Source organism: Nostoc sp. JL31 (assembly GCF_017114965.1).
GTDB classification, from domain to species: Bacteria; Cyanobacteriota; Cyanobacteriia; order Cyanobacteriales; family Nostocaceae; genus Nostoc; species Nostoc punctiforme_A.
This window is the reverse complement of sequence record NZ_JABXKO010000122.1, coordinates 124878-140282: the sequence shown is the minus strand read 5'-3', so window position 1 is coordinate 140282 and position 15405 is coordinate 124878. Positions and strand designations below refer to the sequence as shown.

General features: G+C 41.3%; 11 protein-coding genes. 8 read left to right on the top strand and 3 right to left on the bottom strand.

Annotated features, from left to right (window positions below; all coding sequences use genetic code 11):
- The first annotated feature begins 123 nt into the window (after nucleotides 1-123).
- The 5 genes from HWQ43_RS33135 (at nucleotide 124) to HWQ43_RS33115 (ending at nucleotide 7104) form a co-directional block, all read left to right on the top strand.
- Entirely contained in the window at nucleotides 124-693 is a 570-nt protein-coding gene (locus HWQ43_RS33135) for a Uma2 family endonuclease (protein WP_292741555.1), read from the top strand.
- Nucleotides 694-813: 120 nt separating this feature from the next.
- Nucleotides 814-2643 (top strand): aspartate kinase, encoded by a 1830-nt coding sequence (locus HWQ43_RS33130; RefSeq protein ID WP_292741552.1) that lies wholly within the window; start codon nucleotides 814-816, stop codon nucleotides 2641-2643.
- 359 nt (nucleotides 2644-3002) lie between these two features.
- Nucleotides 3003-5063 carry a tetratricopeptide repeat protein gene (locus tag HWQ43_RS33125; protein WP_292741549.1) on the top strand — a complete coding sequence of 687 codons (2061 nt, stop codon included), beginning with the start codon at nucleotides 3003-3005 and terminating at the stop codon, nucleotides 5061-5063.
- Nucleotides 5064-5283: 220 nt separating this feature from the next.
- Nucleotides 5284-6264 (top strand): CorA family divalent cation transporter, encoded by a 981-nt coding sequence (locus HWQ43_RS33120; protein WP_292741546.1) that lies wholly within the window; start codon nucleotides 5284-5286, stop codon nucleotides 6262-6264.
- 210 nt (nucleotides 6265-6474) lie between these two features.
- Nucleotides 6475-7104, top strand: coding sequence for a site-specific integrase (locus tag HWQ43_RS33115; RefSeq protein WP_366932942.1), 630 nt, complete (start codon nucleotides 6475-6477; stop codon nucleotides 7102-7104).
- A 68-nt stretch (nucleotides 7105-7172) separates the two neighbouring features.
- Here HWQ43_RS33115 and HWQ43_RS33110 read toward each other — a convergent pair whose 3' ends face one another.
- Nucleotides 7173-9017, bottom strand: a complete 1845-nt coding sequence (locus HWQ43_RS33110) for a S8 family peptidase (protein ID WP_292741544.1) — start codon at nucleotides 9015-9017, stop codon at nucleotides 7173-7175.
- Nucleotides 9018-9136: 119 nt separating this feature from the next.
- Here HWQ43_RS33110 and HWQ43_RS33105 point away from each other — a divergent pair, with 119 nt between their 5' ends.
- Nucleotides 9137-9571, top strand: a complete 435-nt coding sequence (locus HWQ43_RS33105; protein ID WP_292741541.1) for a hypothetical protein — start codon at nucleotides 9137-9139, stop codon at nucleotides 9569-9571.
- Nucleotides 9572-9901: 330 nt separating this feature from the next.
- Here the strand turns inward: HWQ43_RS33105 and HWQ43_RS33100 are convergent, their stop codons facing one another.
- Both HWQ43_RS33100 and HWQ43_RS33095 read right to left on the bottom strand, forming a co-directional pair.
- Complete coding sequence (locus tag HWQ43_RS33100) at nucleotides 9902-12787, bottom strand: choice-of-anchor D domain-containing protein (protein ID WP_292741539.1); 2886 nt, start codon at nucleotides 12785-12787, stop codon at nucleotides 9902-9904.
- Nucleotides 12788-13018: 231 nt separating this feature from the next.
- The gene (locus HWQ43_RS33095) at nucleotides 13019-13180 is read right to left on the bottom strand and encodes a hypothetical protein (RefSeq protein ID WP_292741536.1); all 162 of its coding nucleotides are present in this window, start codon (nucleotides 13178-13180) and stop codon (nucleotides 13019-13021) included.
- 425 nt (nucleotides 13181-13605) lie between these two features.
- Between HWQ43_RS33095 and thiD the strand changes: the two genes are divergently transcribed.
- Both thiD and HWQ43_RS33085 read left to right on the top strand, forming a co-directional pair.
- A complete protein-coding gene (thiD, locus tag HWQ43_RS33090; protein WP_292741535.1) occupies nucleotides 13606-14439 on the top strand; it encodes a bifunctional hydroxymethylpyrimidine kinase/phosphomethylpyrimidine kinase in 834 nt (277 codons plus the stop codon).
- A gap of 206 nt (nucleotides 14440-14645) precedes the next feature.
- Entirely contained in the window at nucleotides 14646-15254 is a 609-nt protein-coding gene (locus tag HWQ43_RS33085) for a hypothetical protein (RefSeq protein WP_292741532.1), read from the top strand.
- The last annotated feature ends 151 nt before the right edge of the window (nucleotides 15255-15405 follow it).

Here is a 15405-nt window from a genome sequence, read left to right as displayed (position 1 = left end):
ACGCACGGATCTAACTGAGAGGTGCGGGGAATAATATCCCCCATCGACTCAACCAAAAATGGCAATGGTGATAGTAAGCAATCGCTAGAATGAAGCTTATATTCCTGAATTAAAGTTTCAACTATGATAGCCTCACCCCAACAAAATTACGTCACCGTTGAAGAATACCTCCAAATGGAGGAACAGAGCGATATCAAGCATGAATATATAGACGGCTACATCTACGCAATGGCCGGAGCGCTTGATCCACACGTTACCATTGCTGGAAACTTGTTTGCTCTCCTCCGTAATTATATGCGCGGCTCTGGTTGTCGTGTTTACATCGCTGACATGAAAGCGCGAATCGAATCTCTGAATCGCTTTTATTATCCCGATGTGATGGTTACTTGCGATCGACGAGATCGAGAAACCCCAGGTTATAAAAGATTTCCCTGTTTAATTGTCGAAGTTTTATCTAATTCTACCGAAGCCTTTGACCGGGGCGACAAATTCGCCGATTATCAAACACTCGAAAGTCTGCAAGAATATGTTTTAATTAATATAAAACGTCAGCGAGTTGAGTGTTTTCGACGCAATGAGCAAGGGTTATGGGTTTTACAATCTTACACAGCAGAGCATCAATCATTTCGACTCAATAGTGTGGATTTTGAGGAAACAATGGCAGCACTCTACGAAGATGTAGTTTTTGAATAATCAATTATTATAGGGTATTCGACACAATATTTAGTAAACTATATAACTGATAAGCCTTGAAGGCTTCCTAACCAGGTGGAAGCGTTAATGAAAGCAGGCACAATTGATTAAAAAAAAGTTATGGCGCTCATAGTTCAGAAATACGGTGGTACATCTGTCGGTTCAGTCGAACGTATTCAAGCTGTTGCACAGCGTGTTTATAAAACTGTTAAAGCTGGAAACTCTATCGTCGTAGTGGTTTCGGCAATGGGCAAAACCACCGATGGACTCGTCAAACTAGCTACTGAAATTTCTCCAAATCCTAATCGCCGGGAAATGGATATGCTGCTTTCTACTGGCGAACAAGTAACGATTGCCTTACTCAGTATGGCTTTGCAGGAACTCGGACAACCCGCAATTTCCATGACTGGCGCTCAAGTAGGAATTGTTACCGAAGCCGAATACAGCCGCGCTCGAATTTTACATATTGAAACTACTCGCCTAAGTCGCCACATAAATGAAGGTAAAGTAGTTGTAGTAGCTGGCTTCCAAGGTATCTCTAGCGCTGGAGAGATGGAAATTACGACTTTGGGTCGTGGTGGTTCTGACACGTCAGCAGTGGCGATCGCAGCCGCATTAAGAGCGAATTTTTGCGAAATTTATACAGATGTTCCAGGTATTCTCACTACAGACCCTCGCTTGGTTGCCGAAGCTCAGTTGATGGATGCCATCACCTGCGATGAAATGTTGGAATTAGCTAGCTTAGGCGCAAAAGTGCTGCATCCCCGTGCTGTGGAAATTGCCCGTAACTATGGGGTTCCCCTTGTAGTTAGGTCTAGCTGGACGGATCAACCAGGAACTTGGGTGACATCAGCCAAACCCCAAGGGCGATCGCTAATTAATCTAGAAATTGCCCGTCCAGTGGATGCTGTAGAATTTGACACTGACCAAGCCAAGGTTGCTTTGTTGCGCGTACCCGACAAACCAGGCGTAGCAGCAAGGTTATTTGGCGAAATCTCTCGGCAAAAAGTAGATGTAGATTTGATTATTCAATCAGTTCATGAAGGTAACAGTAATGACATTGCCTTTACTGTCACCACGCCAATATTAAAACGGGCAGAAGCAGTAGCAACAGCGATCGCCCCAGCACTGAGAAGTCAATCTAACCCCAAGTTTGACGAAGCCGAGGTAATGGTAGAACATAACATTGCCAAAGTCAGCATCGCAGGCGCGGGAATGATTGGCCGTCCTGGTGTTGCTGCAAAGATGTTCGCCACATTAGCCGAAGCAGGCGTGAATATTCAAATGATCTCCACCAGCGAAGTGAAAGTAAGTTGCGTAGTCGATGCCGCAGAATGCGATCGCGCTGTCTTAGCACTCCGCACCGCCTTTGAAATTGAGGCAGGGGAGCAGGGGAGCAGGGGAGCAGGGGAGACGTGCATAGATTCCCCTCTGCCCAATTGTCCTCCTGTTCGCGGCGTTGCCCTCGATTTAAATCAAGCGCGTCTTGCTATTCGCCAATTGCCAGATCGTCCGGGGATGGCGGCGAAGTTGTTTGGATTATTAGCGCAACATAATATTAGTGTTGATATGATTATCCAATCTCAGCGCTGCCGGGTGATTGATGGTGTTCCCAGGCGAGATATTGCCTTTACAGTCTCGCGGCTCGATGGGGAAAGTGCCAAAAAAATGCTTACCCAAGTAGCAGCAGAGTTAGGATGGGGTGAGGTTGTTTTAGATAGTGCGATCGCTAAAGTGAGTATTGTCGGTGCAGGTATGGTTGGACAACCAGGTATTGCTGCGAAAATGTTTGAAGCTTTAGCCCAACACCAAATCAATATTCAAATGATTGCCACTTCAGAAATCAAAATTAGTTGTGTTGTGGCGCAAGAACAAGGTGTTAAAGCTTTGCAAGCCATTCATGCAGCCTTTGAACTGGCTGGTAGCGAGAAATTTGTCGTACCAGCGTAAAACCTGAATCAAAGAGCTTTCACCCTAAATCTCTCTCCCAAGCTTGGGCTACAGTGTACACACAACTCAAATTACCCCCCTTAATCCCCCCTTATAAAGGGGGGAAACAGAAATCTAGTTCCCTCCCCTTTATAAGGGGAGGGTTAGGGTGGGGTAAAACCTTGGTTACTCAGCTATTTCAGACTTGTGTATACACCGTAGCAACCTTGGGAGAGGGACTTTGCAATATACACGCGGTAGCAGCCCGCGCATCGATCTCATTTGAAGTTGCTTAATAAATAAATATTTATATTTTAAAATCAGTAGTAATAACACGTAAGCTATAATCGACCAATTTATCAGACTATAATTTTATATTGATGAATAGTCATTTACTAAATGGACATTATCAAATACTAAAAGTTCTCAATGATGGGGAAAAAGAGAAAACCTATCTAGTTGAAGATGTTAATCTTAATGGTGAAGAACTTGTAGTAAAGCAGTTATCTCTTCCCAATAGCAATCCTCAAGCTTTAACAATCTTACGCCGCTTGTTTGACAGTAAGGCAGCAACTTTAGAAAAACTCGGACAAGAACACGATAAAATTCAAAAGCTCATTGCTTCTTTTGAAGAAAATGAAGAATTTTATCTAGTCCAAGAATTCATACCTGGTAATCCTTTAACTGATGAAATTATCCAGGAAAAACTTCTAAAAGAAGACCAAGTAATTACTCTTTTGTTAGAGATATTAGAAACTTTGGTCATTATACATAGCTATGGCGTAATTCATCGGAATATTACACCAGCAAATATTATTCGTCGGACATCAGATAAAAAGTTAGTTTTGGTTAATTTGGGTACTTTTAATGAAGCCATCACTAATACTGTTGAAAATCTCGAATATATGCCTATAGAGCAAATTAACGGCAACCTCAAATACAACAGTGATATATATGCTTTAGGTATCGTTGCGATCGCAGCACTGAAAGCTTTACCTGCAAAGGAAATATCTAATTTGCGAAGTCAGAAAAATAAGCTGACAGGTGAAATACTTTGGCGCGATAAAAATCTCAAAGTTAACAGAAAATTAGCAAAAATTATTAATAAAATGGTGCGTTTTGACTATCGTAAGCGCTACCAGTATGCAACGGAAGTTTTAGATGACCTGAAAAAGTTAATCAATGTTGATGAAGATCGACAAAAACAGCATCAGAAAAAATTATTACTAGTTCTAGCAGGGATAGCTGGATGTATTACCCTTAGTGTTGCAGCGTGGCAATTGAGATCGCCAAAACTTGTGAGTGATGCTCAAAAGACATTATACCAAGAGGGAATAAATAAATATGAGTCAGGAAACTATGAAGGAGCAGTTGAAGATTTCAATCAAGCTATTAAATTAGATCCGCAAAACGCTTTGGCTTATAATAGGCGAGGCGATGCTTATTATCGATTAGGAGACTACGAGCAAGCACAAGCAGATTCTAGTCAAGCCATTTTACTCAATCCTCAAGATGCTAATGCCTATTTTGACCGAGGATTTGCTTTTTCGGCATTAGGCAAATACAAAGAAGCGATCGCGGATTATACTCAAGCAATTAAGTTAAATTCTAAAGATGCTTATGCTTACTATGGACGAGGATTAGCTCTTGCTCAATCGAAGGATAATAAAGGTGCAATTGAAGATTTTAGCAAAGCGATCGCTCTTAAACCCCAGTATACCGAAGCCTACTTGCAACGAGGTATTCTTCGCCGTCGCCTCAAACAAAGACTTGAAGCAATGCAAGATTTTGATAAAGTAATTAAGATTAATCCTAGTGATACCAAAGCTTATTATCAAAGGGGTTTAACTCAATCTATTAATAAACAAAAAGATGAAGCAATTAAAGATTACACAGATGCAATCAACATCAATCCCAAATACATAGAAGCTTATCTAAATCGTGGTGATATTTACAGCGATTTGGGAAATAATGTAGAAGCTACTGAAGATTACAATACTATTTTACAAATCGATCCTAAATTTATTGCTGCTTACATTCACAGAGGGATTCACCGCTTTTCTTTTGGAAATTATAAAGGTGCTATTGAAGATTACACCGCAGCACTAAAACTAGATACTAATAATGTAGCAGCTTACAACAACCGTGGTAACGCCTATCTTGAACTGGGAAATAAAAAAGCTGCAAATCAGGATTATTCACGAGCGATCGCAATTAATGCTAACAATGCCTTAGCCTATTATAACCGGGGTGTGATTCGCACTAAGCAGAAAAATAAACCGGGTGCGATCGCAGATTTCAAAAAAGCTGCAAAACTATTCAAACAGCAAGGTGAACAAGATAGTTATCAAGATGCACAGCGGGAAATTGCAATTCTGCAAAATAATTCAGCGCCAGTGGCAACTACTCGCCCTAAATCTGGGAAAATAGAAAAAAATTGAGTTACCACTCAATATAGTGTTGACTATCAACAGTCAAAACTCTTAGAAAGTGATTGTGCTATTTAAATGTATTTTACTTTACAAATTTACGACTAGTACTTTATCAAACTAGTTTTGATGGTTTGTAGTAAGCGCTTTAGTGCTTATAAAACAAGGACTAAAGTCCTGATTAATTACCATGAGTCACAGTATTTTATTACGACTCAATTAGGATTGCTATATGCTAATTCTGCTGACTTTTCATCCAGATAACCTGGAAATCTTCACCCATAGAGATGTCGATACGGTATTGAAAAGAATTGATAGTTCTCACAATATTTGGTTGCGTTGTATTCACTTCCGCGATCGCACTGGAACAGCCAAAATCATCAAGCACTTTAGACTCAATCCATCTCGTGTTAACATGATTTTCAACCATTCCCCTGTAGGAATTGATGAAGACGTAGAAGATTGTTTATTTGACAGCTATGAAATCCTAAGTTCTCAAATAAAAAATAATGAGTTTGAGGTTGTGCGTGGCAACATTGTGGTTGGAAATAATTTCATTATCACTTTTGAAATCACTGAACTCAAAATCTTAACTATTTTAGCTAATAATCTCCAAAAACGAACTCTAGATATTCCAAAATTGGGAATTGACTATCTTTTTTATCTCATATTTAAAGATATTTTGAATAACTACGAAACTGTATTTACCTATATTTCTAGAAAACTTGATGATTTAGAAGATGAAGTTTTAGACAATTCTGGTGATGAATCAACGTACCAAAAAATTGCCACAATGAGGCAATCTACTCGTTCTGGACGCCGTAATTTTCAAAGCATCAAGTTACTTATGGCTATTATGGATAATGAAGATTTCCAATGGATCGGTCAGCCAGTAAAAGAACTATTCAATCAAGAATTGGTTCATCACGTTGATAAACTCTGGCAAGAATATCAAGCGATAAGAGCCTGGATGTCAGAATTAATGGAAATTCAACGCGATAATATTGCTAGTAAAACAGGCGAACGAATTAATCGCCTGACTATTTTATCGACCATATTTTTACCAATCACTTTTATGTCTGGTTTCTATGGTATGAACTTCAAATATATGCCGGAATTAGAACAGCCTTGGGCTTATCCTGTGGTGATCTGTATGATGGCATTAATTGTGATTGGCAGTATTGTCTATGCTAAAAAACAACGTTGGTTGTAGTATCTATAAAGTTACTAACAAAAAGATTTTCGAGTCATTAAAAAACTATTTTATCTAAGTCTGTTGGTGCAAAGCAAATTAAATCAGATTCTTATAACCCTCTTCTGTCACTCTCCGAAAAGATTTGCCATTTCTGAATTCTAGAGCTTTTGTATAGCCTGCGTAGGCGTAGCCCGCCGCAGGCATCGCACGATTATTTTCTAATAGCAAATACAAGACCGATTTTTTTCTAATAGTATAGCTTGTATTCATTGCCTCATAAGGCTTCTAGCAATCGCCCTCCCGGAGAGTGACAGAAGAGGGTTAGTCAAATTTCTATTTTGGTCAGGATGTCGCCCCGGTGAGGCTTTTGCACTAACTTGGGGAGACATCTCAGATGATTGCTGCAAAATTCGTATTAACAAATCACGTAATTTATACCGGATATTGAAAAGCACCAAGAACGGAGTCAAAAGGACATTTCCAACCGTCCCAGGCTCTAAACTTCAAAAATTGCTGCTTGAGATCAAACCGTCTCGTAACCTCAACACCTTAGTTTTTACAGATGAGTCCGGCAATCCGTTATCTTCTGCTGTGCTGCAAAAAGTATGGAACGGACACACCTCAAAAATAAACGGGCGTGAATATGTCTCTTTGGGAGTTCTTAAAGAATTGGTAAAAAAAGGAAGCTTGCCCTTCTACCTAAAACCATATTCAACTCGCCACACCTTTGCTACCTGGGCAATTACTCAAGGCGTTTCACCCGATAAAGTCGCCCGATGGATTGGGGACAAGGTAGAAACCGTTTTGAGATATTACTGCCATCCACAGGTAGTGGAGGCAGATTGCCCAGATTTTTAGTTTCTACTCAAATGCTACTCAAAACTTGGTTGTAAAGCCTTAAACCTTGGGCTGTGAGGTAGTCTTTTCTAAGCATGTTCGTTTTTCAATGCTAAACGAACAAGTCCATAACAGACTAGGGCATTAGCAATCAGAAAGAGCCGTGCTAAGTTACCAGTTCCTAATCCCCAGACTGCGGGATCGAAAAACGCACTTGTAGTTAAGCACGCGGCTACACCTAAAGTTGAACCAATGGCAAACCATTTCCAACTAGGATGTCCCAGCAGCAATGCCATTAACACAATGGGAATTAGTACGCTGGCAAATAGGGGATTCAAGGCATCAGTTCCCTGGAGAGTATTACCTAGTTCGGGAATTGAACTGCCCAAAACCCGGAAAGGCCATTGGGGAAGATCAAAAATATAGATTCCCTTGAGGAAGAATAATCCAGAACTGCCGGCAATTAGTCCACTAGATAAAGACCAACTCCAAGTAAAGGGGAAGTAAACCCGTAAAAACCAAGCTAGCAGATAGGAACCAACTACCATTAAAATCTTGGGTAACAGTGCGATCGCACCACCATCAATCCAAAAGCCAGGGTTAAGATAGCCGTTATCCCGTAACCAACGAAAGAAATCTGGAAAACTGATTTGTCCGCTAAAGGCTAGTTTGACTGCTGCTTCTGCATTGAGTTGTCCAGCGCCATAATAGTTCAAACCATCATCCTGGATAACTCGCGCTGACTGTTTGAGGACTTTTAACACTTCATCTGGTTCTTTGATGCCAGCAGCTTTAATTAATGCTGCAACACCAGCAACGTGGGGAGAAGCCATGCTTGTACCCTGGAAGCCCAGAAATACGCCTTCGCCCTTTTCATCGATAGTTTCTTGGAGAATCTTACCAGCTTCACTACCACCAGGAGCAGAGATATCTACCCCAGCACCAAAGTTAGAATAGGGCGCTCTTTCGCCATCTGGGCCAATTGCCGAAACGCCGATGACGTAGGGATAGCGCGCTGGATAGCTTGCTCCATTGGCGTTTTCATTGCCGGCTGCGGCAATAATAACAACACCTTTTCTATGGGCATACTCGATCGCTTGTTTCATCAACTGGCTTTCACCGCCACCACCCAAGCTCATATTAATTACATCTGCGCCTTTATCAGCAGCAAACTTAATCGCTTCGGCAATATCGGCAACGGTACCACCACCATAAGAACTGAGTACCTTCAGCGGCATCAGACTAGCTTCGTAGGCAATTCCTGCAACGCCATATTTATTATTTGTGGCTTGGGCAATAGTTCCAGCAACATGAGTACCGTGGCCGTTATCGTCTGTGGCTTCTTCTCGGTCGTTAACAAAATCATAGCCCTTGACGAATTTTGTCTCATACAAGTCGCGAACTTTGGTAATTCCGGTGTCAATAACTGCGACTGTGATGCCACTGCCTTTGGTTTGACTCCATGCGCCTTCAATACCGATTTTGTGCAAGTTCCACTGCTTGCTGTAATATTGGTCATTAGGGCCAGTTAATGAAGGACTTGCTTCTTCATCTTCTTGGGGTCGCAAAAATTCTCCCAGCCAAGCGACTTCACCTGGTTGAGGAATATTGCTGTAGATATAGTTTGGTTCAATGAATTCTGTAGCTTGGGCAAACTGAGATTTTTTCAGTTCTTGGAGCCGTTGGCGATCGCCCTTGATAATATACACATTATCTTTTTTAGAAAACTTGTTGTCTAATTGGGGTGTAACGTTGTATTGTTTGGCGATCGCTTGTAAATCCTGTTCCACTATAAGTGATGGAATATCTTCCCGAAAATCAAGCAAAATCGTCTCAAACTCTCCTTTGGCTGCCAATCCCTGAAAATTCAGGAAACTAAACATGGCAGATCCCAGCCCAATGACAAACAAGCACAATAATATAAGTTTTCTCATATTAACTCATCACCGCTTTTTGCCAGTTTGCTCATACCATAACTTATCTGCGCCCCTTGTTGGTAGATTTTGCACTTTTAGTTACAAGTTTCACTCAGGACTGAGGATTTTTTTTAACGATGGAACGTGGTCTTTTGTGGTTGCCGCTGTTAGTAATGTTTTTCTGGTTGGCTTGGCAAGGCTCGAAGGAGTATCAAAAAGTCGAAGCCTATCGCACTTGGGCAGAGCAATTTGAACGGGCCAAGTATGATATTTATGCTGTATTAGGTCAAAAAGATAACAATATCACTTGGGGAAAACCCACGCCTCAAGGGCCTATTAAACTAGAAACATTCTCCTTGCTTGATATCAAACAAATCCAGTTTTTAGTAGATGAAAAATCAGTAAATGTAAATAATCCACCGGATAAAGGTCGTTCTATAGAATTAGAATTTCTATTTTCCGAATCTACTAACTCAGTGCGGGTTCCGTTTACAGAAATCCCTTTGGCAGCAGAATGGGGGAAGTTTTTGCAGGGGCGATTACAAGACTTGCGATCGCAACCACAGCAGTAGTTATATTAAAACTATAAGTTCCAAATAGTACGGCTATTTCTAGTCCAAAATTTAGCTCGCTAGTGGTGATATGATTCATGGGCAACGACGTTTTTATTGAAAAGATGTTTTTTGGAATTGCTTTTACTTGACTACAATTTATTAAACATCTCCATAAATTGAATATACGTTATCCAAAACCCTTGCAGAGACGTAGCCGTGCTACATCTCTAGATTTTTTTTCACTCCTATGTTTTTTGCGCCCCTATGGGTATTGTCTATCTAATTGAAAGCCGTCTTAAAAGTCGATTCATGTTTAGATTACACTTCCACTCAGTTTACCCGACCCAGCTATGCTTGAATGATGAAGTCAGAGGCAGTAACATAGGGCGCACCAGTAAGTTGTGCAAATTGACCACCAGTGCCGAAACCAGCAGCGCTACCATTTTGATTGTAAAATAACTGCCCAGTCATCTGGTCGTAGACAATTACAGCATTGCTAAGTGCCCCTAAACTGGTAATTTGAAAATCACTGGCCTTACTAAAACCCGTTCCCACAACTGAAGTAATAGCAGTAAAGGTTGTCTTGTCGAGGACAATCTTATCACCTTGAGAGCGATTGAAGTCAGCGATGGTATCAATACCGACAACAGCGCTATTAAAGATGGAATTGGTGTCGTAGAGGAAAGAGTCAGCACCGATACCACCCACAAGAGTATCATTGCCTTGTCCACCAATCAGAAGATCGTTGCCAGTACCACCCCGCAGCAGGTCGTCACCACCGCTGCCATTGATAGTATCATTACCCCCTTGACCATTAATCACATCATTGGAACTGTAAAAACCGCTGATGTTATTGTTCAAGTCATTGAGGAAAGTGACAGTGTTTGCTGTAGAAATATACGTTGCAGTGGAGTTGGCAGCAATCACATCAAAGCTTTTGGTAACACTGGCTTCTCCGTCAAATATGATATTGCCGATGGCAGGTCTTGTTGTCGATGCGGCTAAGTTGTCTAGGTTTTCTAACTTAAAGTTTTGCAGAGTGACTTTGGTATTAGCCACATTTCCAAAGCTGACTTCTAAATTGTTGCCATTTTGAGTTAATTGCAGATTTCTCGCAGTCAATTCAGTCCCAATAAATTGCAAGGTGTCTATCTTGGCAACCACCGCAGCCGAAGGGTTTGAGCTAGTACCTACACCACCAAAGTCAGTGATGCTGTAATTGCCATCGCCTCGTCGGATAAGAAAGGTGTCATTGGAGTTAGTGCCATTGAGAACTTGAATTTGCGGGACAGGAGCGGGTCTGACTGTGCCACTAATGGCAAAGTCAAAAGGGCTTTCATTAATATCGTTGTTGTTTAAACTGAAGCTGCCACCATAGCTACCGGATGTAGTCGGGTTGAGTGCCACCGATATGGTAGTAGAAGCATTAACAGCCACACTCGTTGGAAGAGTTCCGACCAAACTAAATCCGTCTGGAAGTTTAAGACTACTCAGCTTGAGTGGGCCTGTACCGGTGTTCTTGATGGTAAAGGTTTTGGTCAAGGTGTCACCAACAGTCGTTTCACCAAAGTTAATGGCAGTGGTGTTGCCATCTGTAATGTCAACAGTGCCATTGAAAACTTGAATTTCCGGGGTACTAACTGTGCCACTAATGGCAAAGTCAAAGGTGCTTTCATTGATATCGTTGTTGTTGAAACTGAGGCTGCCACTATAGATGCCGGGTGTAGTGGGGTTGAGTGCCACCACTATATTGGTGGAAGCATTGACAGCCACGCTCGTTGGAAGAGTTCCGACCAAACTAAATCCGTCGGGAAGTTTAAGATTACTCAGGTTGAGTACAGCTATACCGGTGTTCTTGATGGTAAAGGTTTTGCTCAAGGCCTCACCAACAAGGGTCTCGCCAAAGTTAATAGCAGTGTTGCCATCAATAATATTAACTGTGCCATTCAGAACTTCAATTTCTGGGGTTTTGCTAGAACTGCGGGGAGCCTCGTATGCACCAATATCAATCACTGTACTGCCATTCCCATCACCATCATAAGGAGTCTTATTAGTGATGTTATTGAAGCCATTAGAACCACCATCGATCGCAACACTTTCAGGTTTAAGTGCAAAATTCCTTTTGTCTGCATCAACAAATAGAGGATCTTGACCCAAAAGATTCTGTAACTCTGTAGCGTTTAAATCATCTGAAGCTTGGAATAGGTTCGAGTTATAAACAAGATTGCGATCGAAGGTGACATTTGTGGCATACCTGATTCTGTTAGCATTTTGATTGTCGCTTGCATACAAAATGTTGTTGTATACACGTACATTTTCCGAGTAAGTAACACCAATCTCTCCAGCATCTGTAATAACTCGGCCATTCTTGTAAGCCGTGTTGTTGATAACATCAACATTGGCAGCTTTAAAAACATTAATGCCTGCACCTCCATTGTTGTAAGTGATGTTATTTGTAATTAATGCCTTACCTGTATAGTCCACATTATCTTTGCTGACATGGGTCGTATCAAGCATAATCCCATGTCCCTCAGTGATTGTGTCAGTGCCTCCTCCTTTCCACGGAACTAAACTTTGGTTATCGTAGACAATGTTGTCTCGAAAAATCATTCTGTAGTCAGTGGTATTGTTATCAAAATTAAAACTTCGGAGAGAGGATATTCCCTGATTGCCGTAAGGCGAATACCAAGCGTTTCCAGACACAATGTTTTTCTCAACAGTTATATAGTCTGAATTACTTAATGCTATGCCTCCACCTGGAAAGTTACGAATTTTGTTATCAGTGATGACAATATGATGGGGATTAGTACCACCAACACCCTCGGCGTTTTTCCATGCATTAACAGCAATCCCATTACTATTGGTCAAGGGGTTATTAAGGTTATCCTTCTCTTGTAAGGCATATTCGAGAGTGATGTTTTCCCGATTGCCTTTTATATCAAGTCCTTCAATCCGCACGTAGGATGAACTCAATATATTAATGCCACTTCCTGTTGTTGTGATCGTAGGCGTAGCCCCTGGATAAGCTTTTATTGTTGTCCATTTATCTGGTGAGCCATTCAAGTTAAAAAGCGTAACCCCTTTCATTTGATAATTACCATTCATGACGTAGAGCGTGTCGCCTGCTTTCATCTCATACACGGCTCTACCCAAGTTGAGAAATGCAGAATTTTCATTTAAGCCATTATTTCTATCACTGCCTGTTGCAGAAACGTAGTATGTTGTGCCAGCCATTTGTTTACTCCGAATATGTGTAAGGGAACTTGGTAGTACAATTTCAGCAATTTTTTTCAGTTGCTAAGTAGTTATTTGAATGATTCATCTATCTGCACTGTTAAGGACAGTCACAGTTATCCGATCGCGACTTAAAATCGCGTCGATTGTAGAAACGCTGTTATAAACCTGAAAAACTTTTCTCCTGTCAACCGTTGATGGTTAAATCAGGAATATCAATACTGTCAATCGTCAGAGTTTTGTTGAAGATAATTGGACGATTAGTGCGCAGACGCTTCTACTCCAGACTTCATCTTTAGCATCTGCATAGGCGTAGCCCGCCGTAGACATCGCTGCTCTTTTAAAACCAGTTTTAGCATCTGCTATATTCGATAAAACGATCATATTTGGCATAGTTATTCCTCTGAACTTTATGCGTTGTTTTAGGTCAGTGGGTTGCCAAATCTGCATAGTAAAATTCACCCTTAAGTGATAATTGGGGACTTAAAGTTAAAGCGATCAAAGTAAAATTGGTTGAAACTTTAGTTAGGTTGACCCTTGAACTTAAGGGGACTAATGTAACAACTTAGTTGAACCTGTTTTAAGCGGTGTAAGTGAGCGTTGTGAACTTGGATTAAAACTAACCTTTACAAATAGCACTTGATATCAGTAAATGTCCGGAATGTGGTAAGTTTTTTTACAACAAAACTCAAAAAACTATGGAGGTGTTTGGTGGAGTCAGTCGTTGAAATCAGGTAGGGGGAAGAGAGTTTTAGCCTAGTTCATCAATCTTTGAGATAGTTTGGTTTGATAACGCTAACTTACTTAATCTTCATAATATGAACACTGAAATAAACTCCAGAATACCTGTTGCTTTAACCATTGCTGGTTCAGATAGCGGTGGTGGTGCCGGAATTCAAGCTGATTTACGTACCTTTGCTTTTCACTGTGTCCACGGTACTAGTGCTATAACCTGCGTCACGGCACAAAACACTCTAGGAGTGAAGAGGGTTGACGCTATGCCAACAGAGGCTGTTGTGGCGCAAATTCAGGCAGTAGTTGAGGATATTGGCGTACAAGCTGCCAAAACCGGAATGTTGCTCAATCAAGAAATTATCTTTGCTGTTGCTCAGCAAGTGGAAGCTTTACAAATCAATAATTTAGTAGTTGATCCAGTAATGGTGTCACGCACGGGAGCACAATTGATTGATGATGATGCTGTAAAGACTTTATGCCATGCCTTGATTCCCAAAGCGGTTATGATTACGCCCAATCGTTATGAAGCCCAGATTTTGAGCGGTTTACAAATTAATTCTTTAGAGGATATGCAAGCCGCTGCTGAAATTATTCACAAGACTTTAAAGACGAAGGTTGTTTTAGTCAAAGGCGGAGGTATGCAGGGAGATTTGCGTGGCGTTGATATCTGGTTTGATGGGGACAAGTTGGAAGTTTTGACTTGCCAGCAAGTAGAGACAAAAAATACCCACGGTACTGGTTGTACACTATCGGCTGCGATCGCTGCTAATCTAGCTAAAGGAAAAGATTTGTGGCAGGCAGTGCAACAGGCAAAGGAATATGTGACTACCGCACTCACTTACGCCCTAGATATTGGTGAAGGGCAAGGCCCTGTGGGACACTTCTTCCCATTGTGGGGACTAGGGACTAGGGACTAGAGACTAGGGATTAAGGATTGGAGACTGGGCATTGGAGATGGGGACTAGAGAAAAGTTTTCTCAGTAGCTCATCCCCAATGCCCAAATAAAAAATCTTTGCCCTTTCGGTATTTTTCTATTATTCTTGGGCATAGTTTCAGGGGTGACTATCTCTGTTAGCATCTCTGTACGATCTAATTACTTTGATTTTTAATACCAAGCCCCCGATGCGAACAACCATAGGTTCTGTTCACAGAAATTCGCCAACACCGAGTACTCAAGCCTACCCTCCCTCTGTACCACTATCTGTATACAGGGAATTGTCAACAGAGTTGCAAGCAGCACAGGCGAGGCTAAATGCACTCACTACCCAAAATCAGCAACTAACGCAAGAAAATCAACTATTACGCCAAGAAATTACCAAAGTCGTTGAGTCTTTTTCTCGCTTGCAAAATTTTGTGGATTCCCATACTACAGCTAATTATCCCCAAACTAACCAAGCTTCTGGTGACGTTAAAAGTGCCGCTAAACAGCCAGTAACACAAGCGCCTTCACCTCAGCAGGTTTCTCGTTCGCGTTCATCTGTGGTGTCCAAGCAACCAGCCGAAAAAAGCCGCCGACAAGACTTTTCTGCACCTGTAATGGAAATGAATTTTCCGATACCAGAACCAGTTTTTATAGAAGAGCAACAAGTCCGTTATTATTCCACTACTGAGCCAGATGTCAAGGGACTCAATGGCTGGTGGTTAATTATTACCATCTTGTTAATCATGCTGACTGCCTTTAGTGCTGGATATTTCGTTGTGCGTCCCTTGTTTGAACACCAGAAACGTTAGTTGACATTCCCACAGTCAGCAGCAGTAGCAGGCTTTCGGGCGACCGTATAATTTGGCTGCAATCACTCTCTAAATATCCAAACAAATCTGCTAAATGGTGGAAACGATCTATTTTTAGGTTATAAAAGCTACATAAAATGCTAAATTGACA

Bases quoted from the DNA above. Each gene is read 5' to 3' on its own strand.
- HWQ43_RS33120 (WP_292741546.1), top strand. From the start codon at position 5,284: ATGCTAATTCTGCTGACTTTTCATCCAGATAACCTGGAAATCTTCACC.
- HWQ43_RS33100 (WP_292741539.1), bottom strand. From the start codon at position 12,787: ATGGCTGGCACAACATACTACGTTTCTGCAACAGGCAGTGATAGAAAT.
- HWQ43_RS33110 (WP_292741544.1), bottom strand. From the start codon at position 9,017: ATGAGAAAACTTATATTATTGTGCTTGTTTGTCATTGGGCTGGGATCT.
- HWQ43_RS33125 (WP_292741549.1), top strand. From the start codon at position 3,003: ATGAATAGTCATTTACTAAATGGACATTATCAAATACTAAAAGTTCTC.
- HWQ43_RS33085 (WP_292741532.1), top strand. From the start codon at position 14,646: ATGCGAACAACCATAGGTTCTGTTCACAGAAATTCGCCAACACCGAGT.
- HWQ43_RS33095 (WP_292741536.1), bottom strand. From the start codon at position 13,180: ATGCCAAATATGATCGTTTTATCGAATATAGCAGATGCTAAAACTGGT.
- HWQ43_RS33135 (WP_292741555.1), top strand. From the start codon at position 124: ATGATAGCCTCACCCCAACAAAATTACGTCACCGTTGAAGAATACCTC.
- thiD (WP_292741535.1), top strand. From the start codon at position 13,606: ATGAACACTGAAATAAACTCCAGAATACCTGTTGCTTTAACCATTGCT.
- HWQ43_RS33105 (WP_292741541.1), top strand. From the start codon at position 9,137: ATGGAACGTGGTCTTTTGTGGTTGCCGCTGTTAGTAATGTTTTTCTGG.
- HWQ43_RS33130 (WP_292741552.1), top strand. From the start codon at position 814: ATGGCGCTCATAGTTCAGAAATACGGTGGTACATCTGTCGGTTCAGTC.